Source organism: Saccharopolyspora aridisoli, from assembly GCF_004348445.1.
Taxonomy (GTDB): Bacteria; Actinomycetota; Actinomycetes; order Mycobacteriales; family Pseudonocardiaceae; genus Saccharopolyspora; species Saccharopolyspora aridisoli.
The window spans coordinates 75,625-91,624 of the sequence record NZ_SMKV01000005.1 but is presented as its reverse complement, the minus strand read 5'-3'; the positions used below and the strand labels follow the sequence as shown (position 1 = coordinate 91,624).

General features: G+C 70.4%; 15 protein-coding genes. 6 read left to right on the top strand and 9 right to left on the bottom strand.

Annotation, left to right across the window (positions count from 1 at the left end):
• Window positions 1-198 precede the first annotated feature (198 nt).
• From dxs to E1161_RS05490, 3 genes are all read left to right on the top strand, one after another.
• Window positions 199-2,115 (top strand): 1-deoxy-D-xylulose-5-phosphate synthase, encoded by a 1,917-nt coding sequence (gene dxs / locus E1161_RS05500; protein WP_132620229.1) that lies wholly within the window; start codon window positions 199-201, stop codon window positions 2,113-2,115.
• A gap of 131 nt (window positions 2,116-2,246) precedes the next feature.
• The gene (locus E1161_RS05495) at window positions 2,247-2,933 is read left to right on the top strand and encodes a response regulator transcription factor (RefSeq protein ID WP_132620227.1); all 687 of its coding nucleotides are present in this window, start codon (window positions 2,247-2,249) and stop codon (window positions 2,931-2,933) included.
• Window positions 2,934-2,935: 2 nt separating this feature from the next.
• Window positions 2,936-4,069, top strand: a complete 1,134-nt coding sequence (locus E1161_RS05490; RefSeq protein WP_132620225.1) for a sensor histidine kinase — start codon at window positions 2,936-2,938, stop codon at window positions 4,067-4,069.
• A gap of 121 nt (window positions 4,070-4,190) precedes the next feature.
• On the opposite strand, the gene E1161_RS05485 is transcribed toward E1161_RS05490, so the two are convergent.
• The 7 genes from E1161_RS05485 to E1161_RS05460 all read right to left on the bottom strand — a co-directional run bounded on the left by E1161_RS05485 (window position 4,191) and on the right by E1161_RS05460 (window position 11,629).
• Window positions 4,191-4,781 carry a Uma2 family endonuclease gene (locus E1161_RS05485; protein WP_132620223.1) on the bottom strand — a complete coding sequence of 197 codons (591 nt, stop codon included), beginning with the start codon at window positions 4,779-4,781 and terminating at the stop codon, window positions 4,191-4,193.
• A gap of 129 nt (window positions 4,782-4,910) precedes the next feature.
• On the bottom strand, window positions 4,911-7,007 hold the full coding sequence (locus tag E1161_RS05480; protein WP_132620221.1) for a 3-hydroxyacyl-CoA dehydrogenase NAD-binding domain-containing protein: 2,097 nt from the start codon (window positions 7,005-7,007) through the stop codon (window positions 4,911-4,913).
• On the bottom strand, window positions 7,004-8,245 hold the full coding sequence (locus tag E1161_RS05475; protein ID WP_207920117.1) for a thiolase family protein: 1,242 nt from the start codon (window positions 8,243-8,245) through the stop codon (window positions 7,004-7,006). Before E1161_RS05475 ends, E1161_RS05480 begins: the two co-directional genes overlap by 4 nt.
• Before the next feature lie 279 nt (window positions 8,246-8,524).
• Window positions 8,525-9,778: a ribonuclease D gene (locus E1161_RS05470; RefSeq protein ID WP_207920116.1), complete on the bottom strand. Its 1,254-nt coding sequence runs from the start codon at window positions 9,776-9,778 to the stop codon at window positions 8,525-8,527.
• Window positions 9,779-9,878: 100 nt separating this feature from the next.
• Window positions 9,879-10,382 (bottom strand): LuxR C-terminal-related transcriptional regulator, encoded by a 504-nt coding sequence (locus tag E1161_RS05465; protein WP_235874820.1) that lies wholly within the window; start codon window positions 10,380-10,382, stop codon window positions 9,879-9,881.
• Between the two features lie 15 nt (window positions 10,383-10,397).
• Window positions 10,398-10,595 (bottom strand): response regulator, encoded by a 198-nt coding sequence (locus E1161_RS27935; protein WP_235874805.1) that lies wholly within the window; start codon window positions 10,593-10,595, stop codon window positions 10,398-10,400.
• A 434-nt stretch (window positions 10,596-11,029) separates the two neighbouring features.
• Entirely contained in the window at window positions 11,030-11,629 is a 600-nt protein-coding gene (locus E1161_RS05460) for a DUF3000 domain-containing protein (RefSeq protein ID WP_132620217.1), read from the bottom strand.
• A 192-nt stretch (window positions 11,630-11,821) separates the two neighbouring features.
• Between E1161_RS05460 and hemE the strand changes: the two genes are divergently transcribed.
• From hemE to hemQ, 3 genes are read left to right on the top strand one after another with little or no spacing between them, the layout of a single operon-like run.
• Entirely contained in the window at window positions 11,822-12,907 is a 1,086-nt protein-coding gene (gene hemE, locus E1161_RS05455; RefSeq protein WP_132620215.1) for a uroporphyrinogen decarboxylase, read from the top strand.
• Window positions 12,907-14,334, top strand: a complete 1,428-nt coding sequence (hemG, locus tag E1161_RS05450) for a protoporphyrinogen oxidase (RefSeq protein WP_132620213.1) — start codon at window positions 12,907-12,909, stop codon at window positions 14,332-14,334. Before hemE ends, hemG begins: the two co-directional genes overlap by 1 nt.
• 19 nt (window positions 14,335-14,353) lie before the next feature.
• On the top strand, window positions 14,354-15,049 hold the full coding sequence (hemQ, locus tag E1161_RS05445) for a hydrogen peroxide-dependent heme synthase (protein WP_132620211.1): 696 nt from the start codon (window positions 14,354-14,356) through the stop codon (window positions 15,047-15,049).
• 57 nt (window positions 15,050-15,106) lie between these two features.
• Here hemQ and msrB read toward each other — a convergent pair whose 3' ends face one another.
• Together msrB and E1161_RS05435 are read right to left on the bottom strand one after the other, a co-directional pair.
• Window positions 15,107-15,523 (bottom strand): peptide-methionine (R)-S-oxide reductase MsrB, encoded by a 417-nt coding sequence (gene msrB, locus E1161_RS05440; RefSeq protein WP_132620210.1) that lies wholly within the window; start codon window positions 15,521-15,523, stop codon window positions 15,107-15,109.
• Window positions 15,524-15,591: 68 nt separating this feature from the next.
• Window positions 15,592-15,885, bottom strand: a complete 294-nt coding sequence (locus E1161_RS05435; RefSeq protein WP_132620209.1) for a hypothetical protein — start codon at window positions 15,883-15,885, stop codon at window positions 15,592-15,594.
• Between the last annotated feature and the right edge of the window lie 115 nt (window positions 15,886-16,000).

Here is a 16,000-nt window from a genome sequence, read left to right as displayed (position 1 = left end):
ACAGGGGTCTCACATCCGCAGGGCGGCGAACGCGACGGAGCAGGCGGGAAAGAGCATCACCGCTGGTGCGCGACCGCGCCCGGTGGCAGCATGGCCCCTCCGTAGACTGGGGCGCACTACGCAGACGGAGCCAGGTTGCCGGCCAGGCCCCGGCATTGCGATTGTGACCGACCGGCACGACAAGCGAGGTGGAACACGGTGACGCTGCTGGGGTCCGTGCGCAGTCCGGCCGACGTCAAGCGCCTGACGCACGCCGAATTGGCGGAGCTGGCCGAGGAGATCAGGCACTTCCTGATCCAGAAGGTGTCGCGGACCGGTGGACACCTGGGGCCCAACCTGGGTGCGCTCGAGCTGACCCTCGCGCTGCACCGGGTCTTCGACTCGCCGAACGACGCGCTCGTGTTCGACACCGGGCACCAGGCGTACGTGCACAAGATCGTCACCGGTCGGCAGGACGGCTTCGACCAGCTGCGCAAGCGGAACGGTCTTTCCGGCTACCCGTCGCGCGCTGAGAGCGAGCACGACTTCGTCGAGAACAGCCACGCCTCGACCGCGCTGTCCTACGCCGACGGGCTGGCCCGTTCGTTCCAGGTCACCGGAGCCGAGCGGCACGCGGTGGCGGTCGTCGGCGACGGCGCGCTCACCGGCGGGATGTGCTGGGAGGCGCTGAACAACATCGCGGCCGACCAGGACCGCCCGGTCGTCATCGTTGTCAACGACAACGGCCGCTCCTACGCGCCCACCATCGGTGGTCTCGCCGAGCACCTGGCGGCGCTGCGGCTCAACCCGAGCTACGAGAAGGCTCTGGAGTCCGGCAAGCGCACGCTGCGCAAGATGCCGGTTGTGGGCCGCTCCCTCTACACCGGTCTGCACGCCGCCAAGAGCGGCATCAAGGACGCGATCAGCCCGCAGGTCATGTTCTCCGACCTCGGCCTGAAGTACCTGGGTCCGGTGGACGGCCACGACATGCGCGCGATGGAGTACGCGCTGCAGATGGCCAAGTCCTTCGGCGGACCGGTGATCGTGCACGCCGTGACCCGCAAGGGCAACGGTTTCGCCCCGGCCGAGAACGACGAGGCCGAACAGATGCACCAGGTCAAGGTCATCGACCCGGAAACCGGCCTGCCGAAGAAGCCCGCGCCGAAGAGCTGGACCGACGTCTACGCCGACGAACTGGTCGGCATCGGAGCCGAGCGCTCCGACGTCGTGGCGATCACCGCCGCGATGCTGGGGCCGACCGGGCTGAAGAAGTTCGCCGAGGCCTACCCGGAGCGCTGCTTCGACGTGGGCATCGCCGAGCAGCACGGCATGACCTCCGCCGCCGGTCTGGCCATGGGCGGCCTGCACCCGGTGTTCGCGGTCTACTCGACGTTCCTGAACCGGGCGTTCGACCAGCTGCTGATGGACGTCGCCCTGCACAAGCAACCGGTCACCGTGACGCTCGACCGCTCAGGCATCACCGGCGACGACGGTGCCAGCCACAACGGCATGTGGGACCTGTCGATCCTCGGGCTGATCCCCGGCATCCAGGTGGCCGCGCCGCGCGACGCGGTGACGCTGCGCGAGGAGTTGCGCGAGGCCGTCGCCGTCGACGACGGGCCGACCGTGCTGCGCTTCTCCAAGGGCTCGGTGATCGAAGAAGTCCCGTCCGTGGAGCGGGTCGGTGGGGTCGACGTGCTGCGCGCCGATCACCGCAAGGACGTGCTGCTGGTGGCAGTCGGCGCGTTCGGCAAGCTCGCCGTGGCCGCCGCCGAGCGGCTCGCCGCCACGGGCGTCGGCGTGACCGTGGTCGACCCGCGCTGGGTCGTCCCGGTGCCGTCGAAGGTCGTGGAGATGGCCGCCGAGCACCGGTTGGTGGTCTCGCTGGAGGACTGCGGACGGCACGGCGGGTTCGGCTCGTCGCTGGCCGCCGCACTGCGCGACGCCGAGCTGGACGTGCCGCTGCGCGACCTGGCGGTGCCGAACGACTTCCTCCAGCACTCCTCCCGCGAGGAGGTGCTGGCCGATCTCGGCCTGACCGAGGCCGACATCGCCTCGCGCATCGACGGCTGGTTCTCCGGCCGGCGCGGCGCGCAGCTGCACGTCGCCACCGAGGCTGACGCCGCTCACGGCTGACGCCGCTCACCGTTCCAGCGGGGTTCCGGGCTCGGACCTCGCTGGAACCGGGTTCGGGTTCCCGCCGAAATCCGGTCATCCCGGCCCTGACCTCGGTGGGTGGCGGCGCGTGCTGTGGCAGGGTGGGTTCCGTGCGAATCCTGGTCGTGGAGGACGAGAAGCCGCTGGCCGATGCGGTGGCGCGAGGGCTGCGGCGCGACGGCATGGCCGTCGACGTCGCATACGACGGCGAGAGCGGCCAGGAGAAGGCCGCGATCACCCGTTACGACGTCGTCGTGCTGGACCGAGACCTGCCAGGCATGTCCGGTGACGACCTGTGCCGCGACCTGGTCGGTTCCGGCGAACTGACCAGGGTGATCATGCTGACCGCCTCGGGCACGGTCGCCGATCGCGTGGCGGGGCTGTCGCTGGGCGCCGACGACTACCTCGCCAAGCCCTTCGCGTTCCCCGAGCTCATCGCCCGGGTGCGCGCGTTGGGCCGCCGTGCCACGCCCGCGCAGCCGCCGCTGCTGACGGCCCAGGACCTGGAGATGGACCCGGCCCGCCGCACCGTCACCCGGTCCGGAGCCGAGATCGAGCTGACCCGCAAGGAGCTCGGCGTGCTGGAGGTGCTGCTGTCGGCCGGAGGCGCGGTGGTCAGCTCCGAGGAGCTGCTGGAGCGGGTCTGGGACGAGAACGCCGATCCGTTCACCACCACGGTGCGGGTCACGATGATGACGTTGCGCAAGAAGCTGGGGGAGCCGGGCGTCATCGAGACCGTGGTCGGCTCCGGTTACCGGGTGCCCTCCGCGGCTCGCGCCGAACACGCCAGGGACTGATCGTGGGCGCGCTCACCCGGCGCGGGCCGGGACTGCGGCTCCGGCTGACGTTGCTGGCGACATCGTTGGTCGCGCTGGTCAGCGCGGTCCTGCTCTGGCTGGGCTGGGTGCTGGTCGGCAACGTCGTCGCCGCCGTGCCCCGGCTGCCCGCCGGTACGCCGGTGCGGGTCGGAGGAATCGACGTGCCCGCCGAGCTGCTCGGTGCCGCGCTGCGCGATTCGGCCCGCGTCCAGGTCCTGCTGATCGGCGGGCCGGCGTTCGTCGCGGTGGTGGTCGCCGCCGCGCTGCTGGCCTGGCTGGTCACCGGCCGGATGCTGCGTCCGCTGCAGGAGGTCACCGAGACCGCGCAGCGGCTGTCGGCGGAGTCGCTGGACGAGCGGATCGCGCTCAGCGGTCCCCGGGACGAGGTGGCCAGGCTCGCCGACACCTTCGACGCCATGCTGGATCGCCTGCAGGCCGCCTTCGACGCCCAGCGCCGCTTCGTCGCCAACGCCAGTCACGAGCTGCGCACCCCGCTGTCGGTGGTGCGCACCGAGCTCGACGTGACCCTGTCTGACCCCCACGCCGACGAGGCCGAGCTGCGCCGGATGGCCGATGTCGTCCGCGAAGCCACCGCCCGCGCCGAACGCCTGGTGGAGGCGCTCCTGCTGCTGGCCCGCACGGAGGGAGTGGAGCTGGCGGTCCGCGAGCCGGTCGACCTGACCGACGTCGTCGGCCGGGCCTTCCGCGCGGTCGAACCCGAGGCCCGCAGGCGCGGGTTGCGCGTGAAGCGGTGCACCGAGCCCGCCTTCGCGGTCGGAGATCCGGCGCTGCTGGAGCGGGTGGCGGGAAACCTGCTGGAGAACGCGGTCCGGCACAACGTCGAGAGCGGCTGGCTGGAGGTCAGCACCGGTGCCGACTCGCGGTGGACGACGCTGCGCGTGGCGTCCTCAGGTCCGGCGATCCCGCCGGAATCGGTCAACGCCCTCTTCGAACCGTTCCGCCGTGCCGGTGTTCAGCGCACCGCCCGCAACGGCACCGGTCTGGGCCTGTCGATCGTCCAGGCGGCCACCACGGCCCACCACGGCAAGATCCACGCCACCGCCCTGCCCGCAGGCGGCCTCGCGATCACGATCCAACTCCCCGCGGCGCCCTGAGGTGATCACTCGATCCGAGTGGGAAGGCGTCGCACGCGTGGAATGCGGCGGTGCTCGGGTCAGCACTGCTGCATGCGCGTGATCAGGGCACGAGAACGCCACTGATCAGTTCGAACACGCGTCACAGCCGCAGGGCGTCGATGTCGATGTCGAGGGAGAGGGGAGTGGGCGCGGCTTCGAGGCGCACCGCGCCTTGGCCTCGGGCTGCGGTCGCGACCAGCGCGTAGCGGCCGTTGTCCAGGCTGTAGGCCGCGAGCTCGCACGGTCCGCCGACATCCTGGGCGACGCTCCAGAAGTGCGGCACCCCGGCGCGTTCGCACGCGTGGAACTTCTCCTGCTGCTCGGTGTGGGTGTTGCCCGGGGACCAGATCTCGCCGATGAGCAGCACGTTGGCGGCCTGGAAGGTGTTCCCGGCGGGTGGTCGATCGAGGACGACGAAGTCGGGGATGAGCGCGGAGCGATAGGTGGTGCTGATCTCCACGCCCACACCGGAGACGGCGAAGAGCTCGTCGGCACGGCCCGCTCGCTCGATCGCGCGGTCGAACGCCGCGATGATCCGCTTCTCGGCCCACTGGTGGTAGCCGCTGGGCGGTGGCGTCACGAGCCAGTTCCCCTCGATGAGCTCCAGCCGTGATCCGTCTTCGCGAGCGGGCAGGGCGTGCCAGTCGGCGATCGTGAACGGCCCCAGTTCGTGCTGAACAAGCGCGGTCACCGGACATCACCTCATCTCCGTCACGACCATGATGGCAGAAATCTCCCGCATCCCCGTGCCACCCGGATGCTGAGCAGACGAAACCGGGGGCCGGAGCGTTGGTCCGGCCCCCGGTCGGGGTTGCTCGGGTCAGGCGGGCAGGGACGCCACGCCCGGGGCGAGGAACCGCTCGCCGTTGACCTTCTCGGACACGCCGGAGCGGTCCAGGAACGGGGTGATGCCACCCAGCCAGAACGGCCAGCCCGCGCCGAGGAGCATGCACAGGTCGATGTCCTGCGCCTCGGCGACGACGCCCTCGTCCAGCATGATCCGGATCTCCTCGGCCAGCGCGTTGAGCGCGCGGTCGCGGACCTCCTCGCTGGTGGAGGGCTTGTCACCCGACTTCCACAGCTCGGCGACCTCGGGGTCGACGACGGTGTTGCCGGACTCGTCGAACGTCCACACCGCGGTCTTGCCCTCGTCGACGAACCGCTGCAGGTTCTCGCTGATGCCGAACCGGTCCGGGAACGCCGCGTTCATGGTGCCGTTGACGTGCTGGGCGACGGCCGGGCCGACCAGCTGAAGCAGCACCATCGGGCTCATCGGCAGACCGAGCTCTTCGAGGGCGTTGTCGGCCACCTCGAAGGGCGTGCCCTCGTCGACGGCGGCGATGATCTCGCCCATGAACCGGGTCAGCAGCCGGTTGACCACGAACGCCGGAGCGTCCTTGACCAGTACCGACGACTTCTTCAGCTTCTTGCCGACCGCGAAGGCGGTGGCCAGCGAAGCGTCGTCGGTCTTCTCGCCGCGCACGATCTCCAGCAGAGGCAGCACCGCGACCGGGTTGAAGAAGTGGAAGCCGACGACCCGCTCCGGGTTCTTCAGCTTCGACGCCATCTCGCTGATCGACAGCGACGAGGTGTTGGTCGCCAGGATCGCCTCGGGGGAGACGTGCTCCTCCAGCTCGGCGAAGACCTCCTGCTTGACCGTCATCTCCTCGAAGACGGCTTCGATGACGAAGTCGGCGTCGGCGAAGGCCTTCTTGTCCAGCTCGCCGGTCACCAGCGCCTTGAGCCGGTTGGTGGCGTCCGGCGACAGGCGGCCCTTGCCGGCGAGCTTGTCGATCTCGCCGTGGATGTAGGCCACGCCCTTGTCGATGCGCTCCTGGTCGATGTCGGTGATGACCACCGGCACCTGCAGGCGGCGCACGAACAGCAGCGCCAGCTGACCGGCCATCAGACCGGCACCCACGACACCGACCTTGTTCACCGGTCGGGCCAGGCCCTTGTCCGGCGCACCGGCCGGGCGCTTGGCGCGCTTCTGGGCCAGGTCGAACGAGTACAGCCCGGCGCGCAGCTCGTCGGACATCAGCGCGTCGGTCAGCGCCTCGGTCTCGGCGGCGTAGCCGGCGTCGATGTCGTTGTTGCGGGCCAGCTCGATGAGCTCGACCGTCTTGGTCACCGCGGGAGAAGCGCCCTTGGTGCGGGCCTCGACGATGCCCTTGGCGCGAGCCACGGCGTCGTCCCAGCCCTTGCCGCGGTCGATCTCCGGGCGCTCGACGGTCTTGTCACCGTTGACCACGCGGACCAGCCAGCGCAACGACTCCTCGAGGAAGTCCGCTCCTTCCAGCAGCTCGTCGAAGATGCCCAGCTGCAGGCCCTTCTTCGGGTTGAGCATCTTGTTCTGGCTCAGCGCGTTCTCGATGATCACCGTCACGGCCGCGTCCGGGCCGATGAGGTTCGGCAGCAGCTGCGTGCCGCCCCAGCCCGGGAACAGGCCCAGGTAGCACTCCGGGAACGCGATCGAGCCCGCGTTGGAGGCGACGGTCCGGTAGTGGCAGGACAGCGCCAGCTCCAGGCCACCGCCGAGGGCGGCGCCGTTGACGAAGGCGAACGTCGGGATCTTCGACTCGGTGAGTCGGCGGAACACGTCGTGGCCGGTCTGCGCGATGGCGTGCGCGTGCTCGCGCTGCGACACCTGGCCGACGCCCGTGAGGTCCGCGCCGACGGCGAACACGAACGGCTTGCCGGTGACCGCGATCGCCGCCGGCTCGGCCGCGAAAGCCTCGTCCAGCGCGGCGTTCAGGCTGCTCAGACCGCCGGGGCCGAATGTGGACGGCTTGGTGTGGTCGTGGCCGTTGTCGATCGTGATGAGCGCGAGCTCGCCGGTCAGACCGGGAACGTCGACGAGGCGGGTGAACGCCTTGGTCACGACCTCGTCGGGGAACAGCGCCGCGAAGTCAGTCACTGCTCGCCTCCTGCGTTGTAGTTCGGGTTCTCCCAGATGACCGTTCCGCCCATGCCGATGCCGATGCACATGGTGGTGATGCCGTAGCGGACCTCGGGGTGCTCTTCGAAGTGGCGGGACAGCTGAGTCATCAGCCGCACGCCGGAGGAGGCCAGCGGGTGGCCGCAGGCGATCGCGCCGCCCCACGGGTTGACCCGCGGGTCGTCGTCGGCGATGCCGAAGTGCTCCAGGAAGGCCAGCACCTGCACGGCGAAGGCCTCGTTGATCTCGAACAGACCGATGTCGTCGATGGTCAGCCCGGCGCGCTTGAGCGCCTTCTCGGTGGCCGGGACCGGACCGACGCCCATGACCTCGGGCTCGACACCGGCGAAGGAGTAGCCCACCAGTCGCATGCCGACCGGCAGCCCGAGCTCTTCGGCGGTCTCGGCGTCGGCCAGCAGGGCACCGGTGGCGCCGTCGTTGAGGCCGGCCGCGTTGCCCGGGGTGACCCGGCCGTGCGGGCGGAACGGAGTCTTGAGGCCGGCGAGGGTTTCGACCGTGGTGCCCGGGCGCGGCGGCTCGTCGGTGGTCGCCAGGCCCCAGCCCTCGTCGGAGCGGGTGGAGACCGGGACCAGGTCCGGGCTGATCTTGCCCGCTTCCTGCGCCTCTTCGTAGCGCTGCTGGCTCAGGGCGGCGTAGGCGTCCGTGCGCTCCTTGGTCAGCGACGGGTAGCGGTCGTGCAGGTTCTCGGCGGTGGAACCCATGACCAGCGCGGACGGGTCGACGATCTTGTCGGACACGAAGCGCGGGTTGGGGTCGGCCCCCTCACCCATCGGGTGGTTGCCCATGTGCTCGACGCCGCCAGCGATCACGACGTCGTAGGCGCCGAAGGCGATGCCGCTGGACACGGTGGTCACGGCGGTCATGGCGCCGGCGCACATGCGGTCGATGGCGAAGCCCGGCACGGACTTGGGCAGCCCGGCCAACAGCGCCGCCGTGCGGCCGATGGTCAGGCCCTGGTCGCCGATCTGGGTGGTCGCGGCGATGGCGACCTCGTCGATGCGCTCCGCCGGGAGTTCGGGGTGGCGGCGCAGCAGTTCCCGGATGACCTTGACGACCATGTCGTCCGCGCGCGTCTGGGCGTACTGCCCCTTCGAACCGGCCTTGCCGAACGGCGTGCGTACGCCGTCGACGAAGACCACGTCCCGAACCGCTGGGCGGCTGCGGCTGTCGGCGGGTGCCGACGCAGGTGCGGCCACGGCGTGCTCCTCACTGGCTTGGTGGATGGTGCTCGGCCGGAGTCCGCGAGTGGTGGTGCCTTACCGGCCGGTAACCGCACTCTAGCGCTCATTACCCGCCGGTAACCACGTGCCTGCCCCTGTCGGTTGTCTCACATGATGACCAGCCCGGACCCGGCAGCCGAATCCTTCCCGAGGAGTCGGGACCGCGCCCGGTGGTGCGCGGGGCGGTTCTCATCCGAACTGACCGGGCGGGCAAAGTTGATCGTGGACCGGTTCGGTTCAGAACCGCCCGCCAGCTCAGGAGTCCTCGGGTGGAGTCGCGTGCAGCGCCTTGGAGAGTGCTTCGGCGGTGAGGGTGATCTGCCACTCGCGGGCGCCCTTGGCGCGCAGCAGCTCGGCGACCGCCGGGACGTCGCGGTCCTCCGGCGGAGTCCAGCAGGTGCGCCGGACGAGGTCGGGCAGCAGCAGGTTCTCCACGGGGAGCGAGTGCTCCTCGGCGATCCCGTTCAGCGCCGCGCGGGCCGCGGTCAGCCGTGCGGCAGCGGCGGGGTCGCGGTCCGACCAGCGGTTGGTCGGTGGCGGGCCTTCGTTCGGCGTGGAGGCGGCGGGCAGCTCCTCGTTGCTGAGGCGGCGCGCGGCGCGCAGCGCCTGCAGCCACATCGAGGCGCGCCTGCGCTGCTGGCGTCCGCCGAAGACCGGCATGGTCACCAGATCGCCCTCGGACTTCGGGTTGGACTGCGCGGCCAGAACGATCGAGGAGTCAGGCAGCACGCGGCCCGGCGCGATGTCGCGCTCGCGGGCGAACTCGTCTCTGGCCTGCCACAGCGCTCGCACCGCGGCCAGCTGGCGGGGACTGCGCACCTTGTGGATGCCTGAGGTCCGGCGCCACGGCTCGGCGCGCGGGGGAGCGGGTTCGGCGCTGCGGACCGCCTCGAACTCCTCGAAGGCCCAGTCCAGCTTGTCCTGGCGCTGGAGTTCCGCGTGCATCTCATCGCGCAGCGCGACCAGCAGCTCCACGTCCAGTGCGGCGTAGACCAGCCAGTCCTCGGGCAGCGGCCGTCTCGACCAGTCAGCGGCGCTGTGGCCCTTCTCCAGCCGGTAGCCGAGCATGCGCTCCACCAGTGCGCCCAACGACACCCGGTCGAACCCGGCGAGCCGGCCGGCCAGTTCGGTGTCGAAGAGCCGGGAGGGGTGCAGATCGAGTTCGGCCAGGCACGGGAGGTCCTGGGAGGCGGCGTGCAACACCCATTCGGTGTCGGCCAGAGCCGGGATCAAGGGGTCGAGCACGCCGTTGAGAGCGATCGGGTCCACCAGCACGGTGCCTGATCCCTCACGACGCAGCTGCACCAGGTAGGCGCGCTGCGAGTAGCGGTAACCCGAGGCGCGCTCGGTGTCCACCGCGACCGGCCCGGTGCCTGCGGCCAGCGCTTCTGCGGCCGCGTCCAGCGCGGCCGGGGTGTCCACCACCGGCGGCACGCCGTCCACGGGTTCGGTCAACAACACCGGCTCCGGGCGGCCGGATCCGACGGTCTCGGGGCTTGCAGCTTCCACGGCTAACAGACCTTACGTGCTTTGGCCCGTCTCGTGTGGCTGGTCCACCCGACGTCGTCGGTCCGGCCGACCCGGCGCTGGTGTTTCTCTCAGCGATCCGTCACCGAATCACGCCGGCGCGCATGGCCAGTGCGACCATCTGCGCTCGGTCGCCCGTGCCCAACTTGCGCCCGATCCGCGACAGGTGAGACTTCACCGTGAGCGCGGAAAGGTTCAGGGCCTCGCCGATCTCCTTGTTGGAGCGGCCATCGGCCACCAACTGGAGAACTTCGACCTCACGCCCGGACAGCTCGCGAGGCGTGTTGTCCGTTCCCGGCACGCGGGTTCCGGCGGCGAGCACCGGAGCCACGCTGGGATCGGCGTACACGCCGCCGTCAAGCACGCGGCGCACGCCGTCGGTGACCACCATGGGCGAGGCCGACTTCAACAGGTACGCCTGCGCACCTGCTTGGAAGGCGGCCCGGACCGCATAGGGGTCATCGGACGAAGCGAGCACCACGATCCGCGGCCAGCCCTGGCTCCGGAGTTCGGTAACCAGTTCGATGCCGGTCCCGTCTGGGAGTCCGAGATCGAGGATTGCGAGGTCGCACGGACCGGTCGCCAGAGCGCGAGCCCTGGCTTAGGCCATGGATGCGGCCTCGTGCACCGTGCCGGCGCCCATCTGCAGCAACCGAGCGGCGATCGCCTCTCGGAGCAGCGGATGGTCATCCACCACGAGCACCGTGAACAGCTCTTCCCGCGGGTGCGGGACCATGTTGGCCGGCAAAGCGCCGGCAGGCGTGGTTCGAGCGGCCTGACCTAAGCCGACGGCAGCCACGTCACTACCTCCCTGGAGTCGGTCGTGCCCCCCGACCGGCACCGGGACTCTCGACCAATCAGCCGCGCCACTGATCGACCGAAAGTGGTGTCGTCGGGGTGAGCGTAACCGCCCAAGCGGGTCAGCGGGACGATCAATCGGGTATCTATCCCGATCGAGTTGTGACGAGCGCGTACTTCCGACGCTCTTTGGGGTGACTCAGAGCGACGACCGTAACGTCGGAGCGTGGCCAAGCGACATATTTCGAATGCGTATGGTGAAGATCTTGCTTAGACAAGCAACTCGACGAAGCTGAACGAACTTCGCGAATGAAAATCAGACATCGGCGTGTCGGACTTCGGCGTGTCGCATTCGTGGGGTTTGCGGGGGTGAAGTCCCGCCCCAACGCTACGCGCTGGGCCGACCCGTCGCAGCCGATGATCGGGGGACCCCGATCAGTCCTGCCGCATTGCGCCGTTCGGTCGCCTGCCGAGTAGCGCAACGCCTTCCGGCGGAAGTCCGGCCGCACTTGCCATGAGTTCGTGGAATGCATCCGCATGCGGTGCGAGATCGACTTCCTCGGAGCCGAACACCGAGTGTTTCGGCGTCCACGAGCCGCGCAACTCCAGATCGTGACTGCGCGAGGGCCCGGCGATGTCGCCGAACCGCGCTGACGACGTCAACGTCACCGTCCCGCCCAGCGCGGTGAACGACGCGCTCGCGTTCTCCAAGGCGTCGGTCAGCCACGACCAGCCGACCGCGGGCAGCAGCGGATCATCGGCCACTTCGGGATCGAGCTCGGCCCGCAGGTAGACCACCAGCCGCAGCGCGCCGTCCCAAGCCTCCTGGCCCTCCGGGTCGTAGAGGAGCACGAAACGCGCGGTCGCCAGCTCACCGGCCGGTCCGTTCGCCTCCGCGGCCAGCGCGTGGGCCCAGGGGGCCAAGCGCTTGGGGGGACCGACTTCGCTGAGCTCGATCTCCGCACGCGGCTGAGGCGACGTCAACGCGGCAACCGCCTGCCGGAAAACTTCGGGCGCCGCCGACATCTCCGTCACGCAGACGACTCTAAGGGCCGACCCCGGCGCGTGGGTGGAGGCACGCCGTGGAGGCGCGGGCGCTTGGAGTGGGAGCGCGGGCGTCGTGCGAAGATTGCCGGAGCCAGCCCGGCAGTCCGTCGTGGTAGATCCGTTCCAGGTCGCCCGCAGACCGCACCGGGATCCGACGATTCGACGTACGGACACCCCTCGATGACGAACTTCGCTCCGGTCTCCACTCGCCGGGACCTCGCCGACGCACCTCTGCTCGTGGCCGCACGTGGTGGAACGCCCCGGCACACGCCGGTCTGGTTCATGCGGCAGGCGGGGCGTTCGTTGCCCGAGTACCGCCAGGTGCGCGAAGGCACCCCGATGCTGCAGGCGTGCTTGACCCCGGAGCTGGTCAGCGAGATCACCATGCAACCGGTCCGGCGGCACGGGGTGGACGCCGCGATCCTGTTCAGCGACATCGTGCTCCCGCTCTACGCCGCGGGCGTCGGGCTCGACATCGTGGCCGGAACCGGCCCGGTGGTGAGCAACCCGATCAGCGGGCCGGCCGACGTCGCGGCCCTGCCGTCGTTGGAAACCGCTCAGGTCGCGCCGGTCGCCGAGGCCGTGGGCCTGCTGGTGAAGGAGCTCGGGAGCACCCCGCTGATCGGTTTCGCCGGTGCGCCGTTCACGCTCGCCTCCTACCTCGTCGAGGGCGGCCCGAGCCGCAACCACGAGCGCACCAAGGCGCTCATGCACTCCGACCCCACGACCTGGCACGCGCTGCTGGAGAAGCTCGCCGACATCACTCTGGAGTTCCTGCGGGTGCAGCTGAACGCGGGCGTCGACGCCATCCAGCTGTTCGACTCGTGGGCGGGTGCGCTCTCGTTGCGCGACTACAGAGAGTTCGTGCTGCCGCACAGCCGCCGCATCTTCGAGGGCGTCGCCGAGATCTCCGACGTGCCGCGGATCCACTTCGGGGTCGGCACCGGTGAGCTGCTCGGCGCGATGCGCAACGCCGGACCCGACGTGGTCGGCGTGGACTGGCGCGTTCCGCTGGACACCGCCGTCGCCCGCCTGGGCGCCGCTGAGCCGGGCGCGGCCAAGCCGGTCGTGCAGGGCAACCTCGACCCGGCCGTGCTGTTCGCCGGCTGGGACGCCGTCGAGCGCGAGGTGCACCGCATCCTCGAGGAGGGCCGCGAAGCGGGCGCGCACATCTTCAACCTCGGCCACGGCGTGCTGCCGACCACCGATCCGGAGATCCTGACCCGGGTCGTCGAGCTGGTGCACACCGCGACCGCCCAGCGCTGATGGCCCGCCGCGTCGCGGTCGTCGGGGGTGGTGTGGCCGGACTGGCCGCCGCCCACCGGCTCCGCCGCGAGCTGGGCGCCGAAGCCGAGGTCGTGCTGGTGGAGCAGGCCTGCCGGCTCGGCGGCAAGCTGCGCACCGTCGAACTCGCCGGGCGCCCGTTCGACCTGGGTGCCGAGGCGTTCCTGGCCCGGCGGCCCGAGGTGCTGGACCTGGCCGAGGAGCTGGGCGTTCGCTCCGAGGTCGTGCACCCGGCGGGTGCGGCTGCGACCGTTCGGGCAGGTGGGCGGACCCAGCGGTTGCCCGGCGGCACGGTGATGGGAGTTCCCGCCGAAGCCGGGTCGGTCGCCGGAGTGCTCTCCGACGCCGGGATCGCCGCAGTGCGAGCCGAAGCCGAGATGCCGCCGATCGAGCTCGGCGCGGACATCTCGGTGGGCGACCTGCTGCGCGCCCGCGTCGGCGACGAGGTCGTCGACCGGCTGGTGGAGCCGCTGCTCGGCGGCGTCTACGCCGGGGACGCCAACCGGCTGGGCCTGCGCGCGACGGTCCCTGCCCTGGCCAAGGCGCTCGACGACGGCGCGGGCTGGATCACCACTGCTGCCCGCGCTGCGCTGCCGACGCCGAAACCCGGTGCGCCGCAACCCGTTTTCGGTGCCTTCCGGAACGGCTACCGGGAGCTGCTCGACCGGCTGCTGGTGGCCGCCGACGTGGAGGTGCGGCTCGGTCTTCCGGTCCGCGCGCTGGTCCGCACCGGCGAGGGCTGGCGGCTGGAGATCGGCTCGGCACCCGCTCCGGAGCACCTCGACGTCGACGCGGTGGTGCTCGCGGTCCCGGCGCCCGCTGCTCGGAAACTCCTGCAGGGCCCCGTTCCCGCTGCTGCCGCGAAGCTCGCCGAGGTCGAACTGGCGTCGATGGTCGTGGTCGGTCTCGCGCTGCCGCCCGGCACTCAGCTGCCCGAGCACGACGGCACCCCGGCCTCCGGTGCGCTGATCGCGCGCGGTGAGCGGCACTCCGGCGGAACCCCGTTCACCGCCAAGGCATTCACCTTCTCCAGCAACAAGTGGCCGCACCTGCGCGGTTCCGGGGGAGAGGTGCTGCTGCGAGGTTCGGTCGGCCGCTTCGGCGAGACCGAGGACCTCCGCCTGGACGACGAGGAGCTGCTGCGCCGCGTCCGCGCGGACCTGGCCGAGCTGACCGGGATCACCGCTGAACCGGTGGAATCGGCGGTGCTGCGCTGGGGCGGGGGACTACCGCAGTACGGCGTCGGGCACCTGGACCTGGTCGCCGACGTGGAACGCGAGGTGGCCGGGGTTCCGGGTCTGGCGATCGCCGGAGCCGCGCTGCACGGCGTCGGTGTGCCCGCGTGCGTGGCTACCGGTGAGGCGGCAGCGACCAGCATCACGCGGGACCTGGTGCAGCCCGAGCGCTGAGCAGTGGGACCATGAAGGCATGGCGCGGCTGAATTACGACGAGCTCAACGACACCATCCGCTACACCATGTGGTCGGTCTTCCGGATCGAGCAGGGAACCCTGCCCGAAGACCGGGCCAAGGCCGCGCAGGTGACCCAGGAGTACCTGGACTCGCTGGCGGAATCCGGTGTCGTGGTGCGCGGTGTCTACGACGTGTCCGGCCTGCGCGCCGACGCGGACTTCATGATCTGGTGGCACGCGGAGGAGATCGAGGCCGTGCAGGCCGCCTACACCGGGTTCCGCCGCGAAACCCCGCTCGGCCAGTCCTCCGAGCCGGTGTGGAGCAACGTGGCGTTGCACCGTCCCGCGGAGTTCAACAAGAGCCACATCCCGGCGTTCATGGCCGGTGAGGACCCGAAGAAGTACATCTGCGTGTACCCCTTCGTGCGGTCCTACGAGTGGTACCTGCTGCCCGATGACGAGCGCCGCAAGATGCTCGCCGACCACGGCAAGGAAGCCCGCGACTACCCGGACGTGCGCGCCAACACCGTCGCGTCCTTCGCGCTGGGCGACTACGAGTGGATGCTCGCCTTCGAGGCCGACGAGCTGCACCGCATCGTCGACCTGATGCGCCACCTGCGCGGCACGGAGGCCCGCCTGCACGTCCGCGAGGAGATCCCGTTCTACACCGGGCACCGCGTCGAGGTCACCGACCTCGTCACCCGGCTTCCCTGAGGCACCCAGGAAGGAGGCCCAGCGCTCAAGGAGTGCTGGGCCTCCTTCCGTCGCGGGTCAGCTCTCGACCAGGCGGACGGCGATCGAGTTGATGCAGTAGCGCTGGTCGGTGGGCGTCGCGTAGCCCTCGCCGGTGAAGACGTGACCGAGGTGACCGTGGCAGGAGGCGCAGAGGACCTCCGTGCGGACCATGCCCATGCTGCGGTCCTCGCGGACGATCACCGCGTCGGAGTCGCTCGGGTCGTAGAACGACGGCCAGCCGCAGTGCGACTCGAACTTGGTCTCGCTGCGGAACAGCTCCGCTCCGCAGCCCCGGCACTCGTAGACGCCGGTGGTCTTGGTGTCGACGTACTCGCCCACCCACGCGGGTTCGGTGGCGGACTGGCGCAGCACCGCGAACTCGTTCGGGGTGAGCTGCTCCCGCCACTCCTGCTCGCTCTTGGTGACCTTGGGAGTGCCTGCAACCGGATCCATGCTCCCACGCTAATGCGATCGAAGATCGATTGCTAAGTCACCCGGTCGCATCGAGGTCCAGGCCACGATCAGCCGAAGAACACCCCGAGCATGTAGGCCACCGCGTTCCAGACCGTGAACAGCACGCCGAACAGGATCAGCACGACGACGGCCACCGCCACCAGCCTGCGGTGTCCTCCGGTGCGGTTGGCGCTCTGGGCGAACTCGTCCACCCCGCGCAACATCCCCTCGACCGTGGCCTCGGAGTTCGGCCGGTCCATCCGCGCGCGGTGCTCGGCGAACGCGCGGACCTCGGGATCGTCTTGATCGAGGTCGTCCAGGTCGCCGAAGCGGGCAGGCTCCTCGGATTCACGGCGCTGCATCGGCACACCGTATCGCCTCGTCAGCGGGGAGCGGAATTGCCGCGTTCACCGAATGGAGTGGGGCCGACCAGGGGTAATCGCACTCGCCGCCGCCGCAGGTCGCCTAGGCTGGGAC

Bases quoted from the DNA above. Each gene is read 5' to 3' on its own strand.
- hemE (WP_132620215.1), top strand. From the start codon at position 11,822: ATGACGAACTTCGCTCCGGTCTCCACTCGCCGGGACCTCGCCGACGCA.
- hemQ (WP_132620211.1), top strand. From the start codon at position 14,354: ATGGCGCGGCTGAATTACGACGAGCTCAACGACACCATCCGCTACACC.
- hemG (WP_132620213.1), top strand. From the start codon at position 12,907: ATGGCCCGCCGCGTCGCGGTCGTCGGGGGTGGTGTGGCCGGACTGGCC.
- msrB (WP_132620210.1), bottom strand. From the start codon at position 15,523: ATGGATCCGGTTGCAGGCACTCCCAAGGTCACCAAGAGCGAGCAGGAG.
- E1161_RS05435 (WP_132620209.1), bottom strand. From the start codon at position 15,885: ATGCAGCGCCGTGAATCCGAGGAGCCTGCCCGCTTCGGCGACCTGGAC.